Consider the following 16,660-nt stretch of genomic DNA (forward strand, 5'->3'; position numbering starts at 1 on the left):
TCACGTGGTCGCCGCGCTGTCTGACATTCGGGTGATCGAGATGGGCACCCTCCTCGCCGGCCCGTTCTGCGGCCAGCTCCTCGGTGACTTCGGCGCCGAGGTGATCAAGCTGGAGGACCCCGGCAAGGGTGACCCGATGCGGCAGTGGGGCCGCGAGAAGGCCCACGGCCAGTCGCTCTGGTGGCCGGTCGTCGCCCGCAACAAGAAGTCGGTCACCTGCAACCTGCGCACCACCGCAGGGCAGGAGCTGGTCCGCAAACTGGTCGCCGAGGCCGACGTGCTGGTGGAGAACTTCCGCCCCGGCACGCTGGAGCGCTGGGGGCTCGACTACGAGACCCTCCAGAAGATCAACCCGCGGCTGATCCTGACCCGGGTCACCGGCTACGGCCAGACCGGCCCGTACGCCCCGCGCGCCGGCTTCGGCGCGATCGGTGAGGCGATGGGCGGCCTGCGCTACGTCATCGGCGAGGCCGACCGGGCACCGGCCCGGGCCGGCATCTCCATCGGTGACTCGCTCGCCGCCACCTACGCCGCCTACGGCACCCTCGCCGCCCTGCACGCCCGGGAGCGCACCGGCCAGGGCCAGGTCGTCGACTCGGCGATCTACGAGGCGGTCATGGCGATGATGGAGTCGCTGATCCCCGAGTGGGCCGTCGCCGGCTACCAGCGCGAGCGCACCGGGGCGATCCTGCCGAACGTGGCGCCGAGCAACGCGTACCCGACCAAGGACGGCTCGGACATCCTGATCGCCGCCAACCAGGACACCGTCTTCCGTCGCCTCTGCGACGTGATGGGCCGTCCGGAGCTGGCGCAGGACCCGCGCTACGCCACGCACGGCGCCCGCGGCGCCAACCAGGCGGAGCTGGACGCCCTGGTCGGCGCCTGGACCGCGACCCAGCCCAACGCCGAACTGCTCGCCGCGCTGCACGCCGCCGGCGTGCCGGCCGGCGGCATCTACACCGCGGCCGACATCCTCGCCGACCCGCACGTCAAGGAGCGTGACGCCGTGGTGGCCGTCCCGCACCCCGAGCTGGGCGAGCTGCCGATGCAGGCGCCCGCGCCGAAGCTCTCGGCGACCCCGGGTGAGATTCGCTGGGCGGGCCCGGCGCTGGGCCAGCACAACGACGAGGTGTACGGCACGCTGCTCGGCCTCAGCGCCGACGAGCGCGCCGCGCTCGCCTCGGACGGGGTCATCTGAGCATGGCGGGGCTCGACGAGGACTACGCGGCCGCCGGGTTCGCCCGGCGGCTCGGCTGGGGGCGGCGGCCGGCGCTGGTGCTGATCGACCCGGTGGTCGCCTACACCCAGCCCGGCTCGCACCTGTACGTGCAGACCGGTCCCGCGGCCGTCGGCGCGATGGCGGCGCTGCTCGACGCGGCCCGTGGCGCGGGGCTGCCGGTCGCCTTCACCACCGTGCGCTACGCCGACGACAGCTGCGCCGAGGCGCCGCTGTTCGCGGCGAAGGTGCCGGCGCTCAAGGCGTTCGCCGAGGGCAACCCGCTCGGCGCGTTCCCGGCCGAGCTGACACCGCGCCCGGGCGAGAACGTGATCGTCAAGCACTACGCCAGCGCGTACGCCGGCACCTCGCTGGCGGCCTGGCTGGCCGCGAACTCGGTCGACACGGTCGTGCTCGGCGGCTTCTCCACCAGTGGCTGCGTGCGGGCGTCCGGAGTGGACACCCTCCAGCACGGCTTCCGGCCGATGGTGGTGCGTGAGGCCTGCGCGGACCGGGATCCCGGCCCGCACGAGGCGAACCTCTTCGACCTGGACGCCAAGTACGCCGACGTGGTGTCGCTGACCGAGGCGGTGCGGAAGCTGAGCGAGGCGGGCTGACCGCGCGCTGAACCCGTTGCCACGGGCCGGATCCCCATCGGGGGTCCGGCCCGTGTCGCGTTCACCGGTGAATTTTGAACGGCCTATTGACGGCGGTTTAACGGCCGGACATTGTGTACACCGGGGTCGGGAAACAGTGTTCCGCTAAGCGATACACCACCTGGAGGATGCATGTCCCGTTTCAGAGTCGCCAGAGCCGCGCTCCTCGCGGCCGCCGTCGGTCTCGCCGTCGCCCTGGTCGCCCCCGCAGGCGTCGCCCAGGCCGCCGGGGTCACCAAGGTCAGCACGTTCCAGAAGGTGAAGTGCTCGGTCTTCACCTACACGCCGCAGGTCGACTGGTACATGCCGGCGACCACGCCCAAGGGCCTGGTCTGGCTCCAGCACGGCTTCAGCCGCACGAACGGCAACATGGGCGACCTCGCCAAGAAGTACGCGGAGGCGGGCTACGTGGCGATGGCCACGACCTACCCGTCCGCGGACATCTTCGGCTGCACCATCCAGAACCTGGGCAACAACGACCCGTTCCTCAACAACGTCACCAAGCTCCTCGGTGAGGGCAACAACACCGGCGGCGAGCTGCACCGCAACTTCAACGAGGCCCGCAGCGCCGCCGGCGTCAGCTACTCGCTGCCGCAGAAGTACATCCTCGTCGGCCACTCCGCCGGTGGCGAGATGATGAGCTACGTCGCCAACCGGCTGCGCACCAACCACGCGGGCCAGTTCGCCAAGGTCAAGGGCCTGGTCCTGCTCGACCCGGTGAAGTCGATGATCAACGAGAACATGACCGGTGCGCTCACCGGCCTGAAGGACACCGGCCTGCCGATCGCCACGATCTCTTCGCCGCCGTACACGGCGAACTCCGACGCCTCCGGCACCACCGTGCTCCGCTCGGTCATCCAGCGCCCCTGGGTCGGCGTGCAGCTCACCACCGGCTGCCACTGTGACGCCGAAGGCGCCACCACCGACGTCCTCTGCACCCTGACCTCCGGCACCCCGCAGGCGCAGAACATCGCCGCCCTGCAGACCCTCGCGGTCAACTGGGGCAACGACTGGGCCACCGGCGTGACCAACCCGACCTACTACCCGGGTGGCGCGTACTACAACGGCCTGCTCAACGCCGGCACCATCAGCAGCCTCGCCGGCGCCGCCTGACGATCGGCGCACGCTCGGCACACGGCCGGCCTCTCCCGCACCTCGGGGGAGGCCGGCCGTGCGTTATTCGCCGCCCGCACGGGGGAGACCGTCTTGTTCTGGCAAGACGGGGTGACCACCGAGGAGGTACCGGCATGAAGGCGCTCGTCTACAACGGTCCGGGCGAAAAGGCATGGCAGGACGTGCCCGACCCGACCATCGTCGATCCCACCGACGCGGTGATCCAGGTCGACACCACCACCATCTGCGGCACGGACCTGCACATTCTGGGCGGCGACGTCCCCGCCGTGACACCGGGGCGAATTCTGGGCCACGAGGCCGTCGGCACGGTGCTGGAGGTCGGCTCGGCCGTCACCAACATCGCCCCCGGTGACCGGGTGCTCGCCTCCTGCGTCTCCGCCTGCGGGCGATGCCGCTACTGCCGGGAGCAGCGCTACGGCCAGTGCCTCAACGGCGGCGGCTGGATCCTCGGCCACCTCATCAACGGCACCCAGGCCGAGAAGGTACGACTGCCCTACGCCGACCTGTCGACGTACAAACTGCCCAGCCACGTCTCGAACGAGGCGGCGATGATGCTTTCGGACATCCTGCCCACCAGCTACGAGGTCGGGGTGCTCAACGGGCTGGTCGGCCCCGGCGACACCGTCGTGATCGTCGGCGGTGGCCCGATCGGCCTCTCCGCCGTGATCGGCGCGCGGCTCTTCTCGCCGGCGCACATCGTGATGGTCGACCTCGCCGACGCGCGGCTGGAAGCGGCGAAGAGCTTCGGCGCCGACGTCGCCGTCAAGCCCGACCAGGCCCGCCGGGTCGTCGACGAGCTGACCGGTGGGCTCGGCGCCGACGTGGCGATGGAGGCCGTCGGTGTGCCCGCCACCTTCGAGCAGTGCACCCAGCTGATCCGCCCGGGCGGCCGGGTGGCGAACATGGGCGTGCACGGCAAGCCGGTCTCCCTGCACCTGGAAGACCTCTGGATCAAGGACGTGACGATCACGACCGGCCTGGTTGACACGTACACCATTCCGACGCTGCTGCGGATGGTGGAGACCGGTCAGCTCCAGGTCGCCGAAAAGATGATCACGCACCGGTTCGGGCTGAACGACATCATGCAGGCGTACGACATCTTCGCCCGCGCGGGTGAGACCGGCGCCCTGAAGGTCGCCCTCAACCGGGAGTGACCCGGACCGGGGCCCTGCGGGATCGCGCCCACCGGGCGTGACCCGCCGGGCGCTGAAGGCCGCCGCGCGAGCGCAGCGGGCGGATCGCCGAAGCGGATGTGGGATCACCGCATCCGCTTCGCCGCGCTCACCGCCGCGGCGTCCGTCCCCAGGAGTTCGCCCGGATCCGGCAGGGTGAGGATCTCGTCGAGGGGCGGCACCACGGGAGTGCGCATCGCCAGCCCGATCACACCCCGGGCGGCGACCAGCGCGGCGAGCAACGCCAGGAGAGCGCCGAGCGAGCCGTACCGGAAGCCCTCGCCGAGCAGCAGGATGCCCACGATGCCGGCCACGACCGGGTTGGTGACGCTCACCATCGCCAGCGGCGCGGCCAGCCCGGCGCCCCGGTAGGAGAACTGCCCGAGCAGCAGCCCGGCGAGGGCGAGCAGGACGATGGAGCCCAGCAGCGGCAGGACCAGACCGCGTACGCCGCCGTAGGAGAAGTCGACCAGGGCGGTCTTGGTCAGCACCGAGGCGATCGCGAACGAGGTGCCGGCGGCGCCGGCGAGCAGCAGGCTCCGGCCCACCCGCGACGGCGTACGCCAGGCCGCGACGGCGAGCGCGGCGACCACCATGATCGTCACCGCGGAGAGCAGTTCGGCGTGGGCGGAGGTGAGCGCACCGGTACCCGCCGGCACCTTCGCCAGCAGGGTCAGCGCGGCCAGACCGGCGGTCGTCAGACCGGCGTCCCGCCAGGCCCGCCACGTCACCCGGCCCGGGTTGCGGAGGGCGGCGATCGGCAGGGCGAGGACCAGGGTGAGGGCGCCGAGCGCCTGCACGATGCCGACGCTGCCGTAACCCAGCGCCACCACGTGCAGCAGCGCACCCAGCCCGGTCAGCCCCAGTGCCGCCACCCAGTGCGGCACGCTGCGGTGACCGCGTACCGCCAGCCGCTCCTGCACGACGGCGGCCACCGCGTAGCTCACCGTGGAGAGCACCGACAGGAGCACCGCCCACTGCAGGGCGTTCACGGGGCCGTGGGAGGTGGTTGCGGTCTCCGGTCGGCCCGGCTCGACATCATGAGGTAGACAATGCCGCAGTTCAGGGGCTTCGTCGTCCTCCTGGCGCAGACATCATCCGTACTGCGGATGGCGTACCGGCACCCCTGATCCGCCGCGGCGACCGGGAGATCACCCCTAGGGGGCCGGCGGATCACCGGGCCGGACCAGGCCCGTCTGGTACGCGATGACCACCAGCTGGGCCCGGTCGCGCGCCCCGAGCTTGGTCATGGCCCGGTTGACGTGGGTCTTGGCGGTCAGCGGCGAGACGTAGAGGCGCTCGGCGATCTCATCGTTGGAGAGCCCGGCCGCCACCAGCGTCAGCACCTCCCGTTCCCGCTCGGTCAGCGCGTCCAGCGCGCTCGGGGCCGGCAGCGGCTCCGGGGCCGGCTGGCTCAGGAAACGGCCGATCAGACTGCGGGTCGCCCCCGGGGAGAGGAGCGCATCACCGCGCGCCACCACCCGGATCGCCTCCAGCAGATCGCCGGGGTCGACGCCCTTGTTGAGGAAACCGCTCGCCCCGGCCCGCAGCGCCAGCACCACGTTCTCGTCGATCTCGAACGTGGTCAGGATCAGCACCCGTACGCCCGCCAGGTCCTCGTCGGCGGTGATCCGCCGGGTCGCCTCCAGCCCGTCCATCTCCGGCATCCGGATGTCCATCAGGATGACGTCGGCCCGGTTCTGCCGGGCCAGCTCGATCGCCTCCTGACCGGTGCCGGCCTCCCCGACGATCTCCAGGTCGGGGGCGGACTCGATCAGGACCCGGAAGCCGGCCCGGATCAGCGCCTGGTCGTCGGCGAGCAGCACCCGGATGGTCATCGGTTCTCCCGGTTCTCGGTGGCGGGCAGGAAGGCGTGCACGACGAAGACGCTGTCGTCGGCCGGGCCGGCGCTGACCGTGCCACCCACGGCGGCGGCCCGTTCGCGCATCCCGACCAGTCCCCGCCCGGTACCCGCCGCCGACAGCTCGCGCCGGGGGTCGATCGGGTTGGTCACCTCGGCGGTCACCCCGTCGCGCGCGTAGGTCAACGTCAGGTGCGCCCGCCCGCCGCTGCCGTGCTTCTTGGCGTTGGTCAGCGACTCCTGAATGATCCGGTACGCCGCCAGGTCCACCCCCGCCGGCAGTTCACGGACGGTGCCGTTGCGGCGGTACTCCACCTGCAGCCCCGCCGCCGCCAGGCCGTCAAGCAGCCCGGAGAGCTTGCTCAGCCCCTGCGTCGGCTCCGTGGTCATCTCCGGATCGTCGGCCTGGCGCAGCACGCCGAGGACCGTACCGAGCTCGTCCAGCACTGTGCGCGCGGCGTCGCGGACGTGGGCGAGCGCCTCCTCGGCCTGCTCCGGCCGGCTGCGCAGCAGATGCGAGGCGACCCCGGCCTGCACGTTGATCAGCGCGATGTGGTGGGCGACCACGTCGTGCAGTTCCCGGGCGATGCGCAGCCGCTCCTCGACGACCCGGCGGCGGGCCTCCTCGTCGCGGGACTGCTCGGCCCGGCGGGCCCGCTCCTCCACGGCCCGCACGTACTCCAGCCGGGTCCGCATGGCGTCCCCGACCGCGACAGCCATCCCGATCCAGGCGATGCTGCCGATCGGCCCCGGCGCGCTCCACGAGTTGTCGGTGAGCATGACGCTCGACAGATAGAGGATCAGCGCCACCCCGGTCGCGATCGCCCAGGCGCGCACCCGTGGGCTGACCGTCGCCATCGTGTAGGTGGTGATCGCGGTAACGATGATCACCAGGTGCTCGCGCTCGCCGAGGGCGATGAAGACCACGGCGGTGGCGACCGCCGCGGCGAGCGTCCCCAGCGGCCAGCGGCGACGCAGCGTCACCACCACGAACGCGACCGCCGCGGTGGAGTAGTCCATCGCGGTCAGGGGACGCCCGGCCATCCGGTACTGCCCGAGGACCAGCGTCACCAGCGAGCCCACCGCGACCGCCGCGCCGAAGAGCGCGTCGAGAAGCTGCGGATGCAAGTCGGTCAGGCGCCGCGACGGCAGCAGCCGCAGGCTCGGGTCGGCCATGCGCCTCACGCTACGCGACCCGCGACCGCGCCCGCGTGCTCCGCCGGTGGTAGCCGGCGCCCGGGCGTACCGCAGTGGTGGTACGCCCTGAACACACTCCGGGGAGCAGGTGATCCGCCCCCTGCGCGACGCAGCATTGACCACATGATTGAGGTTGTCGGGCTCACCAAGCGGTACGGGGAGAAGACCGCGGTCGACTCCCTCAGTTTCACCGTCCAGCCGGGCATGGTCACCGGCTTCCTGGGGCCGAACGGGGCCGGCAAGTCCACCACGATGCGCATGATCATGGGCTTGGACCGGCCGACCGCCGGCACCGCCACCATCAACGGCCGGCCCTACGCCGACCTGCGGGCACCCCTGCGCGAGGTCGGTGCGCTGCTGGAGGCGCGCGCCGTGCACAGCGGCCGTTCGGCGTACGACCACCTGCTCGCGCTGGCCGCCACCACCGGCATCCCGCGCAGCCGCGTCGACGAGGTGATCGACATCGTCGGGCTGCACGAGGTGGCCCGCAAGCGCGCCGGCGGCTTCTCCCTCGGGATGGGGCAGCGGCTCGGCATCGCCTCGGCGCTGCTCGGCGACCCGCGGACGGTGATCCTCGACGAGCCGGTCAACGGCCTCGACCCGGAGGGCATCCTCTGGATCCGCAACCTGATGCAGTCCCTGGCGGCCGAGGGCCGCACCGTCTTCGTCTCCTCGCACCTGATGAGCGAGATGGCGCTCACCGCCGAGCACCTGATCGTCGTCGGCCGGGGCCGGCTGATCGCCGACCTGTCGGTCGCCGATTTCATCGCCCGGACCGCACTGACCTCGGTGCGGGTCCGGTCGCCGCAGGCGACCGCGCTGCACGAGGCGCTGATCGGCCCGGAGACCACGATCACCAGCATCGACCGCGGGGTTTTCGACGTGGTGGGGCTCAGCGCCGAGGAGGTCGGCGACCGGGCCGCCGCCGCCGGGATCACCCTGCACGAGCTGTCGTACCAGCATCCGTCGCTGGAAGAGGCGTTCATGGAGATGACCCGCGACTCGGTCGAGTACCAGGCGATCTCCACTCCCCACCTGCCCGACGGCGCCGGCCCGGTCCGTCCGGGCGACGGCGACAACTTCCAAGCTGGAAAGGCTGCGTAGATGGCAACCGCTCTCGACGTCCGTTCCGCGCAGGGCGCCCCTGCGGAGCACCCCCACCACCGGGCCGCGCACCGCAGCCCCAAGGTCACCCAATGGCAGGTCATCCGCTCGGAGTGGATCAAGTTCTGGTCGCTGCGCTCCACCCCGATCACCCTGATCAGTGCCGTCGTCGTCTTCGTCGGGATGGGGATGCTCGCCTCCCTGATCAGCACCAACGCCGACGTGACCCAGATGCACGCGGAGATGAGCGGCGGCCAGAGCGGCTTCGCCGGCATCAGCGGGCCGACCGAGATCAGCCTCTCCGGCCTCAACCTGGCCCAGCTCGTCTTCGGCACCCTCGGGGTGCTCTTCATGGCCGGTGAGTACAGCACCGGCATGATCCGGGCGACGCTGACGGCCGTACCGAAGCGCTTGCCGGTGCTCTGGGCGAAGATCGCCGTACTCGGGGTGGTGGTCTTCGCCGTCACCCTGGCCGCCGCCTTCGTCGCCTTCTTCGGCGGACAGCTGATCATCGGCGATGGTGGTGCGACGCTGGGCGACCCGGGCGCGCTGCGGGCCGTCATCGGCGCTGCCGTCTACATGACCGGCGGGGCGGTGATCGGCCTGGCGCTCGGCGCGCTGCTGCGGTCCAGCCCGGCGGCGATCGCCACGCTCTTCGGGATCATGTTCCTGCTGGAGGGGATCGCCACGCTCCTGCTGCCCCAGGCCTGGCAGGACGACGTGATCAAGTTCCTGCCGTCGGCGGCCGGCTCCGCCGTCGGCGCGGTGACCCCGGGGCCCTTCAACCTCGAACCCGGGCCCGCACTGGCAGTCTTCGCCGGCTACCTGGTCGCCTTCGCCCTCGCCGCAGCCTGGCGCCTCAAGCACCACGACGCCTGACCCCGCGCGGTCCGTCCCTCCGCGCCTGGAGTTGGGGTGAGGCGGAGGTGACCCCGGAGGGAGGAGGGAGTGTGCAGCAGGGGCGGGGCGGGGGATGATGGGGCGATGGTGGCAGGCGAGCAGGTTCCCGGTACGGCACAGACGGAGATCCGTTTCGGCCACTCCTCGGTGCGGACGTTTCTGACGACGCTACTGATCCTCGCGCCCGGGGCGTGGCTGGCGATCCTGCTGGCGGATACCTTCAGCGGCGTGCCGACCGGCTCCGTCGAGTGGATCCGGGGAGCGGTGCTGCGCGCGCTCTTCTGGTCGCTGATCTTCGGCATCGCCCGGACCTTCCACGAGCGCGCCCGGTCGAGCCGGATCGCGGTGGGCGCCACCGGGATCGAACTGGCCTGGCGTGGCGCGGAGCCGGTGCTGCTGAGCTGGTCGCAGCTCGCTGCCGCCCGGGTACGCCGTCCCGGCCCGCTCGCCGTCCTGGAGATCACGCCCGTGGACCGGGACTCGGTGGAGCCCTTCGCCGCACAGCAGCGGCTGCCCCGTCTCGGCGCGGACGGCACGCTGCGGGTGCCGGTCGGCGAGCTGAAGCCGGGACCGAATGTGCTGCGCGACGCCATCGCGGGACGACCGGGGCGCTGATCGGCCGCCGCGACCCGGTGGTGCCGGCCGCATCGTTTGGGACGTGTCTTGTTCGGGTCCGGTTGCCCGGATAGCGTCGGGGCGATCTTCGCTTCGTCGGGCGCCACCCCCGCCGACGTCGCCGGCCGTCGACTTCCCGACCCCTGGAGGGTCCGCATGGCAGCTCCGTCCCGCGTCGTGTCCACAGTGCTCAAAAGCTCCGTCGGCACCGCCGGCGAGCCGGCCTCCCGGGCCGAGGTCCGGCGGGTGGTCGAGGGGGTCATCGCCGACGTGCGGGAGCGCGGTGACGCCGCCGTGCGCGAGTACTCCCAGCGTTTCGACAAGTGGGCGCCGGAGCGGTTCCGGCTCAGCGAGGCGCAGATCGACGAAATCGTGTCCGGAGTGGACGCCCAGATCCTCGCCGACATCCGGTTCGTGCAGGAGCAGGTCCGCACCATGGCGCAGCGGCAGCTCGAGTCGCTGACCGAGTTCGAAATCGAGACCTTCCCGGGCGTACGGCTGGGGCAGAAGAACATTCCCGTCTCGGCGGCCGGGGCCTACGTGCCGGGCGGGCGTTATCCGCTGCTCGCCTCGGCGCACATGACGATCGTGACGGCGAAGGTCGCCGGGGTGGAGCGGGTCGTCGCCGCCACCCCGCCGATCGACGGCGGCATCCCCGCCGCGACGGTCGCGGCGATGCGGCTGGCCGGCGCGGACGAGATCTACATCCTGGGTGGGGTGCAGGCGGTCGCCGCGCTGGCGATCGGCACCGAGACCATCGGCGCGGTGGACCTGCTGGCCGGCCCCGGCAACGCCTACGTCGCCGAGGCGAAAAGGCAGCTCTTCGGGAAGGTCGGTATCGACCTCTTCGCCGGGCCGACCGAGGTCCTCGTCGTCGCCGACGAGCACGCCGACCCGTTCGTGGTCGCCGTCGACCTGCTCTCCCAGGCCGAACACGGCCCGGACTCGCCGGCCGTGCTGATCACCACCTCGGAGCCGCTCGCCCGTCAGGTGATCGCCCACGTGGAGCAGCTGCTGCCGGGGATGCCGACCCGCGACTTCGCCGCCCCCGCCTGGCGCGACCACGGCGAGGTGCACGTCGTTGGCAGCCTCGACGACGCGTACGCGCTGGCCGACGAGTACGCCTTCGAGCACGTGCAGATCCTCACCGCCAACCCGCGTGAGGCGCTGACGCGGATGCGCCACTACGGCGCGCTCTTCCTCGGCGAGGGGACCTGCGTGTCGTACGGCGACAAGACCATCGGCACCAACCATGTCCTCCCCACCCGCGGCGCGGCGCGCTACACCGGCGGCCTCTGGGTCGGCAAGTACCTGCGCACGGTGACGTACCAGGAGGTCACCGACACCGCCTCCAGCGCGATGCTCGGCGAGGTGACCGGCCGCGCCTCGCGGGTGGAGCGCTTCGAGGGGCACGCCCGCTCCGGTGACGTACGGGTCGCGAAGTACCGCGGTGAGCACTTCGACTGGATGCCGCAGGGCTGAACGCGCCGGCCGGGTGCCAAGCCCCGACCGTAGGAGGAACCAGATGATCAATTTCCGGCTGGACGGGCGGGCCGCCCTGGTGACCGGGGCGAGCCGTGGACTGGGCGCGGCGATCGCCGACGCGCTGCACGACCTCGGTGCCACCGTCTACGGCACCTCCCGTGAGCAGGCCGCCGCCGAGCGGCTCGCCGCCCGGTACGGCACCACCCCGGTCGTCCTCGACGTTGTCGACGTCGAGGCCACCGCGGCGACCGTCAACCGGTTGCAGGAATCCGGCGCCGGCATCGACCTGCTGGTCAACAACGCCGGCACGATCGTGCCCGACCTGGCCCTGAACGCCACCTGCGAGGGCTGGGACGCCGTCTACGCCGCCAACGTCCGCGGGCTCTTCTTCACCTCGCAGGCGTTCGCCCGCGGCTGGGTGGCGGGCGGGGTGCGGGGCGCCATCGTCAACATCGGCTCGCAGGCGGGCGCGGTGGCGATCGAGGAACGCGCCGCGTACGGCTCCAGCAAGGCGGCGGTGGCGCAGTTGACCCGCAACCTGGCGCTGGAGTGGGCCCCGCACGGCATCCGGGTCAACGCGGTCGGGCCGACCTTCGTGCGGACCGAGCTGACCGCGGCGACGCTCTCGCGGGGGGAGTGGGCGGCGGAGCTGCTCAGCCGGATCCCGATGGGACGCTTCGGCGAGCCGGACGAGGTGGCCGGTGCGGTGGCGTTCCTGCTCAGCGACGCCGCCTCGCTGATCACCGGCCAGACGCTGATGATCGACGGCGGCTACACGATCCACTGATTGCCGCTCGGGTTCGGCGGCGCCCGGCCCGGCTGCGCAGCTCGTGGGCGAGCGGGACGGCCGGCGCCTCAGGCGGTCAGGCGCCGGGCGGTGGCTGTCAGCCGGTGTGTTCGGCGACCAGGAGGCCGTCGACCCAGGCGCGGTAGGTGCGCGGCCGGAAGCTGAGCAGCGGCAGGTCGCGGTCCTTTTCGATGACGACGCGGTGGCGTTCGCGCTCACCGACCACGAAGTGGTAGCGCCGGATCAGGTTCAGCGACATGATTCGCAGCCCGTTCCGGACGGCCACGCCGTCGACCTTGATCTCCAGGTTCCGCCGGGTGCGGTCGTAGGCGTAGGACACGCGGTGACGCTCCAGGAGCCCTACTTCGAAGTCGAACTGCATGAAAAACGTCCTGTCTCACGGCAGCAGGCATCGAATCGTTCCGCGCGCCGGTGCGATCTTCGACGATTCTGCCGTAAGAAATCTTCCTGTAACAGAGTCTTCCCGGACTTGCGCCCGGCCGATCGGGCTGGGCCGCGCAGACCTCCGTCGACCGGTTTCGATCCAGGTGGCGACCGGTCGCCGGCAGCCACGCCCGCTGGCTCAGCGCAGGACGCGGTACCAGTGCGCCGGCTCAGCGCAGGACGCGGTACCAGTGCGCCGACTCGCCGGGCAGCGGTTCCAGTCGCACCGGCGCGCCGCCGGGGTGGTCGAAGATGCGGACCCCGTCGCCGAGGAGCACCGGCGCGAAGAAGATCAGCACTTCGTCGAGCAGCCCCGCTTCGAGGCACTGGCGGGCGATGTCGGCGCCGAGGACGTTGACGTACCTGTCGCCGGCGGCTTCCTTGGCCGACTCGACCGCGCCGGCCAGGTCGGTGGCGAAGGTGATCCCGTCGACCGGGTGCGCCGGCGGCCGGTGGGTGAGCACCACTACCGGCCCGTGGTACTGGCCGCCGAAGGCGCCCTCGCGGTCGGTGCCGCGGTTCGGGTCGTCGCCGCGGTAGGTGCGGCTGCCGGCCAGGATGGCCCCGATCCGGGCGAGGAGCCGCTCCGCGGTCGGGTCCGCTTCGGTGACTTCCTGGCCGCCGGGCTGCTCGCCGGAGAGGTAGTCGGTCAGCCAGGACATGTCACCGCCCGGCCCGGCGATGAAGCCGTCGAGCGACGCGGTCGCCGAGTAGAGCAGCTTGGCCATGTGTTTCCCTCCGTCGATGGCTCAGTCAACCACCGGCTCCCGCCGGGAACACCAAGCTCCGCCGTGTCGCACTCGAAGATCGTTAGTTGATTTCCGGTGTTCCGAGCCTGTCAGGGCACCGGAAACCGACTAACGATCATGGTCTTCCCGGTGCGGAGGCCACGAGGTCGGTGAGCCCCAGCAGGTCCCGCAGTGCCGCCTCGCCGGAGGAGGTGAGCCGTACTGCCCGGCCGGACCCGATCCGCACCACCCAACCCCGGTCGAGGAACGCGGTGCAGAGTGCCGCCCCGGCCCGCCCGGCGAGGTGCTGCCGTCGCTCTGTCCAGTCCAGACAACCGCGTACGAGAGGCCGCCCGCCGGGCCGCAACTGCTCCGCGCGAATCTCGACCGGGCCGGTCAGCCACGCCCGTCCCGACGCGGTGAGTGCGAACCCGCCGCTGACGTCGAGCAGCCCCGCGCCGGTCATCGCGTCGGTGACGGCGACGCCGAGCCGCCCCGCCAGGTGGTCGTAACAGGTACGGCCACGGCGTAGCGCCTCGCTCGCGGTGACCGCCCGCAGTCCGCGTGGCGGATCCGGGCGACGGGTGAGCCGGCCCGCCAGGTCCTCGATCAGCTGCGCCACGGTGGGGTCGGCGAGCTGGACGTACCGGTGGCGGCCCTGGCGTCGCTCGACGAGCAGCCCGCCGTTGACGAGGCGGTGCAGGTGCGCGGTGGCGGTGGAGGGCGCGACGCGGGCGTGGGCGGCCAGCTCACCGGCTGTCCACGCGCGACCGTCGAGCAGCGCCAGGCAGATGGCGGCGCGGGTCTCGTCGGCCAGCAGCGCCGCCAGCGACGCCAGGTCCGCAGCGGAGGTCACCGGGCCAGCCTAGGCCGAAACACTTCGGCGACCGTCGAACGATTCCGGCCGTAGGTTCGCCGCATGCAGCAGATCCGCGGCAGTGACGCCGCCCTCGCCGTCCTGAACGACCCGGCTTTCGTGGTGCCGTCGGTCCCGCCCGCCTCCCACGGGATCGGCTGGCTGCGCGCCACCGTCGGCCGGTTCAGCACCGGAGCGGCGTACCCGCGCCGGCTGGCCCTCTCGGTCGCGATCCTGGACTCGATCCCGCCGGAGTCCCTGACGGGGCAGGGCGCGGCGCATCCGGTGGCGGCCCTTGCCTGCGCGCTCGGCCTCGACGCGCCCGTCGTGGAGCTGGTCGGCGACGTCGCCCAGGCCTACCACCCGGGTACCGGCGACGAGGCGCGCGCCGACGCGGCACTCACCCGGCTCGTCGCGCACCTCGGTGGCGTCCGCGACGAGCCGACCGCGGCCCGCATCGGCGTGCTCGTGCAGGCGTACGGCCCCACCACCGCACTGGTCGAACGGGCCCGGCACCGCCCGGTCGACGAGGTGCTGCGCGACGACCCGCCGGTCCCCGCGACCAAGCGCCAGGCCCTGCGCACCACCACCGTCGGCGACCACACCGTGCAGGCCGGCGAGGTGGTGCAGGTGCGCCTCGCGGGCGATCTGGCGTTCGGTGCCGGTCCCCGGCGCTGCCCCGGCCGGGAGCACGCCCTCGCGCTCGTGGCGGGAGCCCGCCGATGAGCCGCTTCGCCGACCTGCACCGTGCGGGTGACCCGCTCGTCCTGCCGAACGTCTGGGACGTCGCCGCCGCCCGGCTACTGGCCGAGGCGGGCTTTCCCGCGCTCGGCACCACCAGCCTCGGTGTCGCGGCCGCCCACGGCCTGCCCGACGGGGTCGGCGCCGCCGACGAGGAGACCCTGCGCCTCACCCGCCGGCTGGCGGACCTCCCGCTCCACGTCACCGTCGACATCGAAACCGGCTCGGTGGCCGCGGCCGTCGCCGTCGCCGAGGCCGGTGCGGCCGGCATCAACATCGAGGACGCCCTGCGGCCGGCCACCGAACACGCGGCGCTGATCCGGGCCGTCAAGCAGGAGGCCCCGCAGCTCTTCGTCAACGCCCGCACCGACACCCACTGGCAGCGCCCCGGCGACCTCACCGAGGCCGTAAGCCGGGCGCGCTGCTACGCCGACGCCGGGGCCGACGGGGTCTTCGTCCCCGGGCTGGCCGAACCGGCCGACATCGCCGCCGTGGTCGCCGCCGTGGAGGTGCCGGTCAACGTGCTGTTCCTGCCGGGGCGGCACACCGTCGCGGCGTTGGCGGAGCTCGGCGTACGGCGGATCAGCACCGGCTCGCTGCTCTTCCGCGCCGCCCTGGCCGCGTCGGTGGAGACGGCGCTCGCCGTCCGCGACGGTGCGGCGGTCCGCGCCGACCTGCCGTCCTACGCCGAGGTCGATGCGGCGGCGCGGATGCGCTGACGGAATGCAGTGACGCTCGCCGCGCTGCGCGACGCGCCGGTCGGCGTGTTCGTCGGCATCGGCATGTACGGCGATCGGGTGCGCGACGTCTGCCCCTACACGGGCTGGCCGGTGGCGGTGTCCTGGAGCACTTCGGCGACGGCGCGGTGGCCGAGGTCGGCCATCGGGGGGTTGGTCTGGCGGTAGTAGGTGATGCCGCCGACGAAGGTCAGCGCCCAGGCCCGGCCCCGCGCCCAGGTGGCGTCGTCGAACCCGGCGGCGGCCCGGAAGGTGGGCCGGGTCTCGGCGTTCAGCAGGGTCCAGGCGGGCAGCGCGTCGCAGGCCGGGTCTCCGATCCCGGCCGCGCCGAAGTCGATGACCGCGTGCAGCCGGCCGCCGTCGAGCAGCACGTTGCCGGCGAGCAGGTCCCCGTGGGTCCAGACCGGCGGACCGTCCCACTCGGGCAGGTCGAGCGAGGCCTGCCAGACGTCCAGCACCGCCTCGGTATCGATCTCGCCTTCGGCCTTGGCGGTCCACTCCCGCACGTACGCGTCGCGGGTGCGCAGCGGGCCGCCGCGGTACCCCGGCCGGGCGCCGGTGGTGTCGGCCTGGCGCAGCCGGGCCACGAACTCGCCGAGGCCGTGGGCGAAGTCGTGGCTGTCGGCGTCAGCTTCGGTGGGATGCGTGCCGTGGAGCCAGCGGTTGACGGCCCACTGCTCCGGATACCCCTCGCCGGGCTCGCCGATGGTCAGCGGCTCCGGCAGCGCCACGGGCACCATCGTCGCAAGCCGGGGCAGCCACTCCCGCTCGAACCGTACGTCCCCGGCGGCGGACGGGATCCGTGGCAGCCGGACCGACAGGTCGTCGCCGAGCCGGTAGATGGCGTTGCCGGTGCCCCATGCCTCGACCGGCCGCAGCGGCAGTGGTGCCCACTGTGGAAACTGCGCGGCGAGGAGCCGGCGTACAAGGTCCGCGTCAATGAAGTATTCGTCGTCGTGCATCATCGCGGGCAGACCCTACCGGCCTGCCTTGGCGGCATTCAGCCCGAGCGTCGTGGTGCTGAACC

At 72.4% G+C, this 16,660-nt stretch carries 18 protein-coding genes; 11 read left to right on the plus strand and 7 right to left on the minus strand.

Annotated elements, in window-relative coordinates:
- Positions 1 to 4 precede the first annotated feature (4 nt).
- The 4 genes from ACK8GG_RS01210 (at position 5) to ACK8GG_RS01225 (ending at position 4,160) form a co-directional block, all read left to right on the plus strand.
- Positions 5 to 1,198 (plus strand): CaiB/BaiF CoA transferase family protein, encoded by a 1,194-nt coding sequence (locus ACK8GG_RS01210; RefSeq protein ID WP_440354422.1) that lies wholly within the window; start codon positions 5 to 7, stop codon positions 1,196 to 1,198.
- Positions 1,199 to 1,200: 2 nt separating this feature from the next.
- A complete protein-coding gene (locus tag ACK8GG_RS01215; RefSeq protein ID WP_440348695.1) occupies positions 1,201 to 1,833 on the plus strand; it encodes an isochorismatase family protein in 633 nt (210 codons plus the stop codon).
- Positions 1,834 to 2,004: 171 nt separating this feature from the next.
- Positions 2,005 to 2,985: an alpha/beta hydrolase gene (locus ACK8GG_RS01220; protein ID WP_440355305.1), complete on the plus strand. Its 981-nt coding sequence runs from the start codon at positions 2,005 to 2,007 to the stop codon at positions 2,983 to 2,985.
- 134 nt (positions 2,986 to 3,119) lie between these two features.
- Positions 3,120 to 4,160 carry a zinc-dependent alcohol dehydrogenase family protein gene (locus ACK8GG_RS01225; RefSeq protein WP_440348693.1) on the plus strand — a complete coding sequence of 347 codons (1,041 nt, stop codon included), beginning with the start codon at positions 3,120 to 3,122 and terminating at the stop codon, positions 4,158 to 4,160.
- A 104-nt stretch (positions 4,161 to 4,264) separates the two neighbouring features.
- Here the strand turns inward: ACK8GG_RS01225 and ACK8GG_RS01230 are convergent, their stop codons facing one another.
- The 3 genes from ACK8GG_RS01230 to ACK8GG_RS01240 all read right to left on the minus strand — a co-directional run bounded on the left by ACK8GG_RS01230 (position 4,265) and on the right by ACK8GG_RS01240 (position 7,215).
- Positions 4,265 to 5,170 carry a DMT family transporter gene (locus tag ACK8GG_RS01230; RefSeq protein ID WP_440355306.1) on the minus strand — a complete coding sequence of 302 codons (906 nt, stop codon included), beginning with the start codon at positions 5,168 to 5,170 and terminating at the stop codon, positions 4,265 to 4,267.
- Between the two features lie 165 nt (positions 5,171 to 5,335).
- Entirely contained in the window at positions 5,336 to 6,016 is a 681-nt protein-coding gene (locus ACK8GG_RS01235) for a response regulator (protein WP_440348691.1), read from the minus strand.
- Complete coding sequence (locus ACK8GG_RS01240; protein ID WP_440348690.1) at positions 6,013 to 7,215, minus strand: sensor histidine kinase; 1,203 nt, start codon at positions 7,213 to 7,215, stop codon at positions 6,013 to 6,015. Before ACK8GG_RS01240 ends, ACK8GG_RS01235 begins: the two co-directional genes overlap by 4 nt.
- A gap of 144 nt (positions 7,216 to 7,359) precedes the next feature.
- Here ACK8GG_RS01240 and ACK8GG_RS01245 point away from each other — a divergent pair, with 144 nt between their 5' ends.
- The 5 genes from ACK8GG_RS01245 (at position 7,360) to ACK8GG_RS01265 (ending at position 12,127) form a co-directional block, all read left to right on the plus strand.
- Entirely contained in the window at positions 7,360 to 8,340 is a 981-nt protein-coding gene (locus ACK8GG_RS01245) for an ABC transporter ATP-binding protein (protein WP_440348689.1), read from the plus strand.
- Positions 8,341 to 9,219 (plus strand): ABC transporter permease subunit, encoded by an 879-nt coding sequence (locus ACK8GG_RS01250; protein WP_440348688.1) that lies wholly within the window; start codon positions 8,341 to 8,343, stop codon positions 9,217 to 9,219. It abuts the gene before it with no gap.
- A gap of 105 nt (positions 9,220 to 9,324) precedes the next feature.
- Complete coding sequence (locus tag ACK8GG_RS01255) at positions 9,325 to 9,855, plus strand: hypothetical protein (RefSeq protein ID WP_440348687.1); 531 nt, start codon at positions 9,325 to 9,327, stop codon at positions 9,853 to 9,855.
- Between the two features lie 156 nt (positions 9,856 to 10,011).
- Positions 10,012 to 11,337, plus strand: a complete 1,326-nt coding sequence (hisD, locus tag ACK8GG_RS01260; protein WP_440355307.1) for a histidinol dehydrogenase — start codon at positions 10,012 to 10,014, stop codon at positions 11,335 to 11,337.
- Between the two features lie 43 nt (positions 11,338 to 11,380).
- Complete coding sequence (locus ACK8GG_RS01265; RefSeq protein ID WP_440354414.1) at positions 11,381 to 12,127, plus strand: SDR family NAD(P)-dependent oxidoreductase; 747 nt, start codon at positions 11,381 to 11,383, stop codon at positions 12,125 to 12,127.
- Between the two features lie 97 nt (positions 12,128 to 12,224).
- Here the strand turns inward: ACK8GG_RS01265 and ACK8GG_RS01270 are convergent, their stop codons facing one another.
- From ACK8GG_RS01270 to ACK8GG_RS01280, 3 genes are all read right to left on the minus strand, one after another.
- Positions 12,225 to 12,509, minus strand: a complete 285-nt coding sequence (locus ACK8GG_RS01270) for a hypothetical protein (RefSeq protein WP_440348684.1) — start codon at positions 12,507 to 12,509, stop codon at positions 12,225 to 12,227.
- 232 nt (positions 12,510 to 12,741) lie between these two features.
- Positions 12,742 to 13,299 (minus strand): dihydrofolate reductase family protein, encoded by a 558-nt coding sequence (locus tag ACK8GG_RS01275; RefSeq protein WP_440354412.1) that lies wholly within the window; start codon positions 13,297 to 13,299, stop codon positions 12,742 to 12,744.
- A 136-nt stretch (positions 13,300 to 13,435) separates the two neighbouring features.
- Positions 13,436 to 14,155, minus strand: a complete 720-nt coding sequence (locus tag ACK8GG_RS01280; protein ID WP_440348682.1) for an ArsR/SmtB family transcription factor — start codon at positions 14,153 to 14,155, stop codon at positions 13,436 to 13,438.
- A 63-nt stretch (positions 14,156 to 14,218) separates the two neighbouring features.
- On the opposite strand from ACK8GG_RS01280, the gene ACK8GG_RS01285 reads away from it, so the two are divergent.
- Together ACK8GG_RS01285 and ACK8GG_RS01290 are read left to right on the plus strand one after the other, a co-directional pair.
- Positions 14,219 to 14,881: a hypothetical protein gene (locus tag ACK8GG_RS01285; RefSeq protein WP_440355308.1), complete on the plus strand. Its 663-nt coding sequence runs from the start codon at positions 14,219 to 14,221 to the stop codon at positions 14,879 to 14,881.
- Positions 14,878 to 15,615: an isocitrate lyase/PEP mutase family protein gene (locus ACK8GG_RS01290; protein ID WP_440355309.1), complete on the plus strand. Its 738-nt coding sequence runs from the start codon at positions 14,878 to 14,880 to the stop codon at positions 15,613 to 15,615. Before ACK8GG_RS01285 ends, ACK8GG_RS01290 begins: the two co-directional genes overlap by 4 nt.
- Positions 15,616 to 15,710: 95 nt before the next feature.
- Here the strand turns inward: ACK8GG_RS01290 and ACK8GG_RS01295 are convergent, their stop codons facing one another.
- Positions 15,711 to 16,598, minus strand: coding sequence for an aminoglycoside phosphotransferase family protein (locus ACK8GG_RS01295; protein WP_440355310.1), 888 nt, complete (start codon positions 16,596 to 16,598; stop codon positions 15,711 to 15,713).
- Positions 16,599 to 16,660 lie beyond the last annotated feature (62 nt).

The sequence above is a fragment of the Melissospora conviva genome (assembly GCF_049523535.1).
GTDB lineage: Bacteria > Actinomycetota > Actinomycetes > Mycobacteriales > Micromonosporaceae > Melissospora > Melissospora conviva.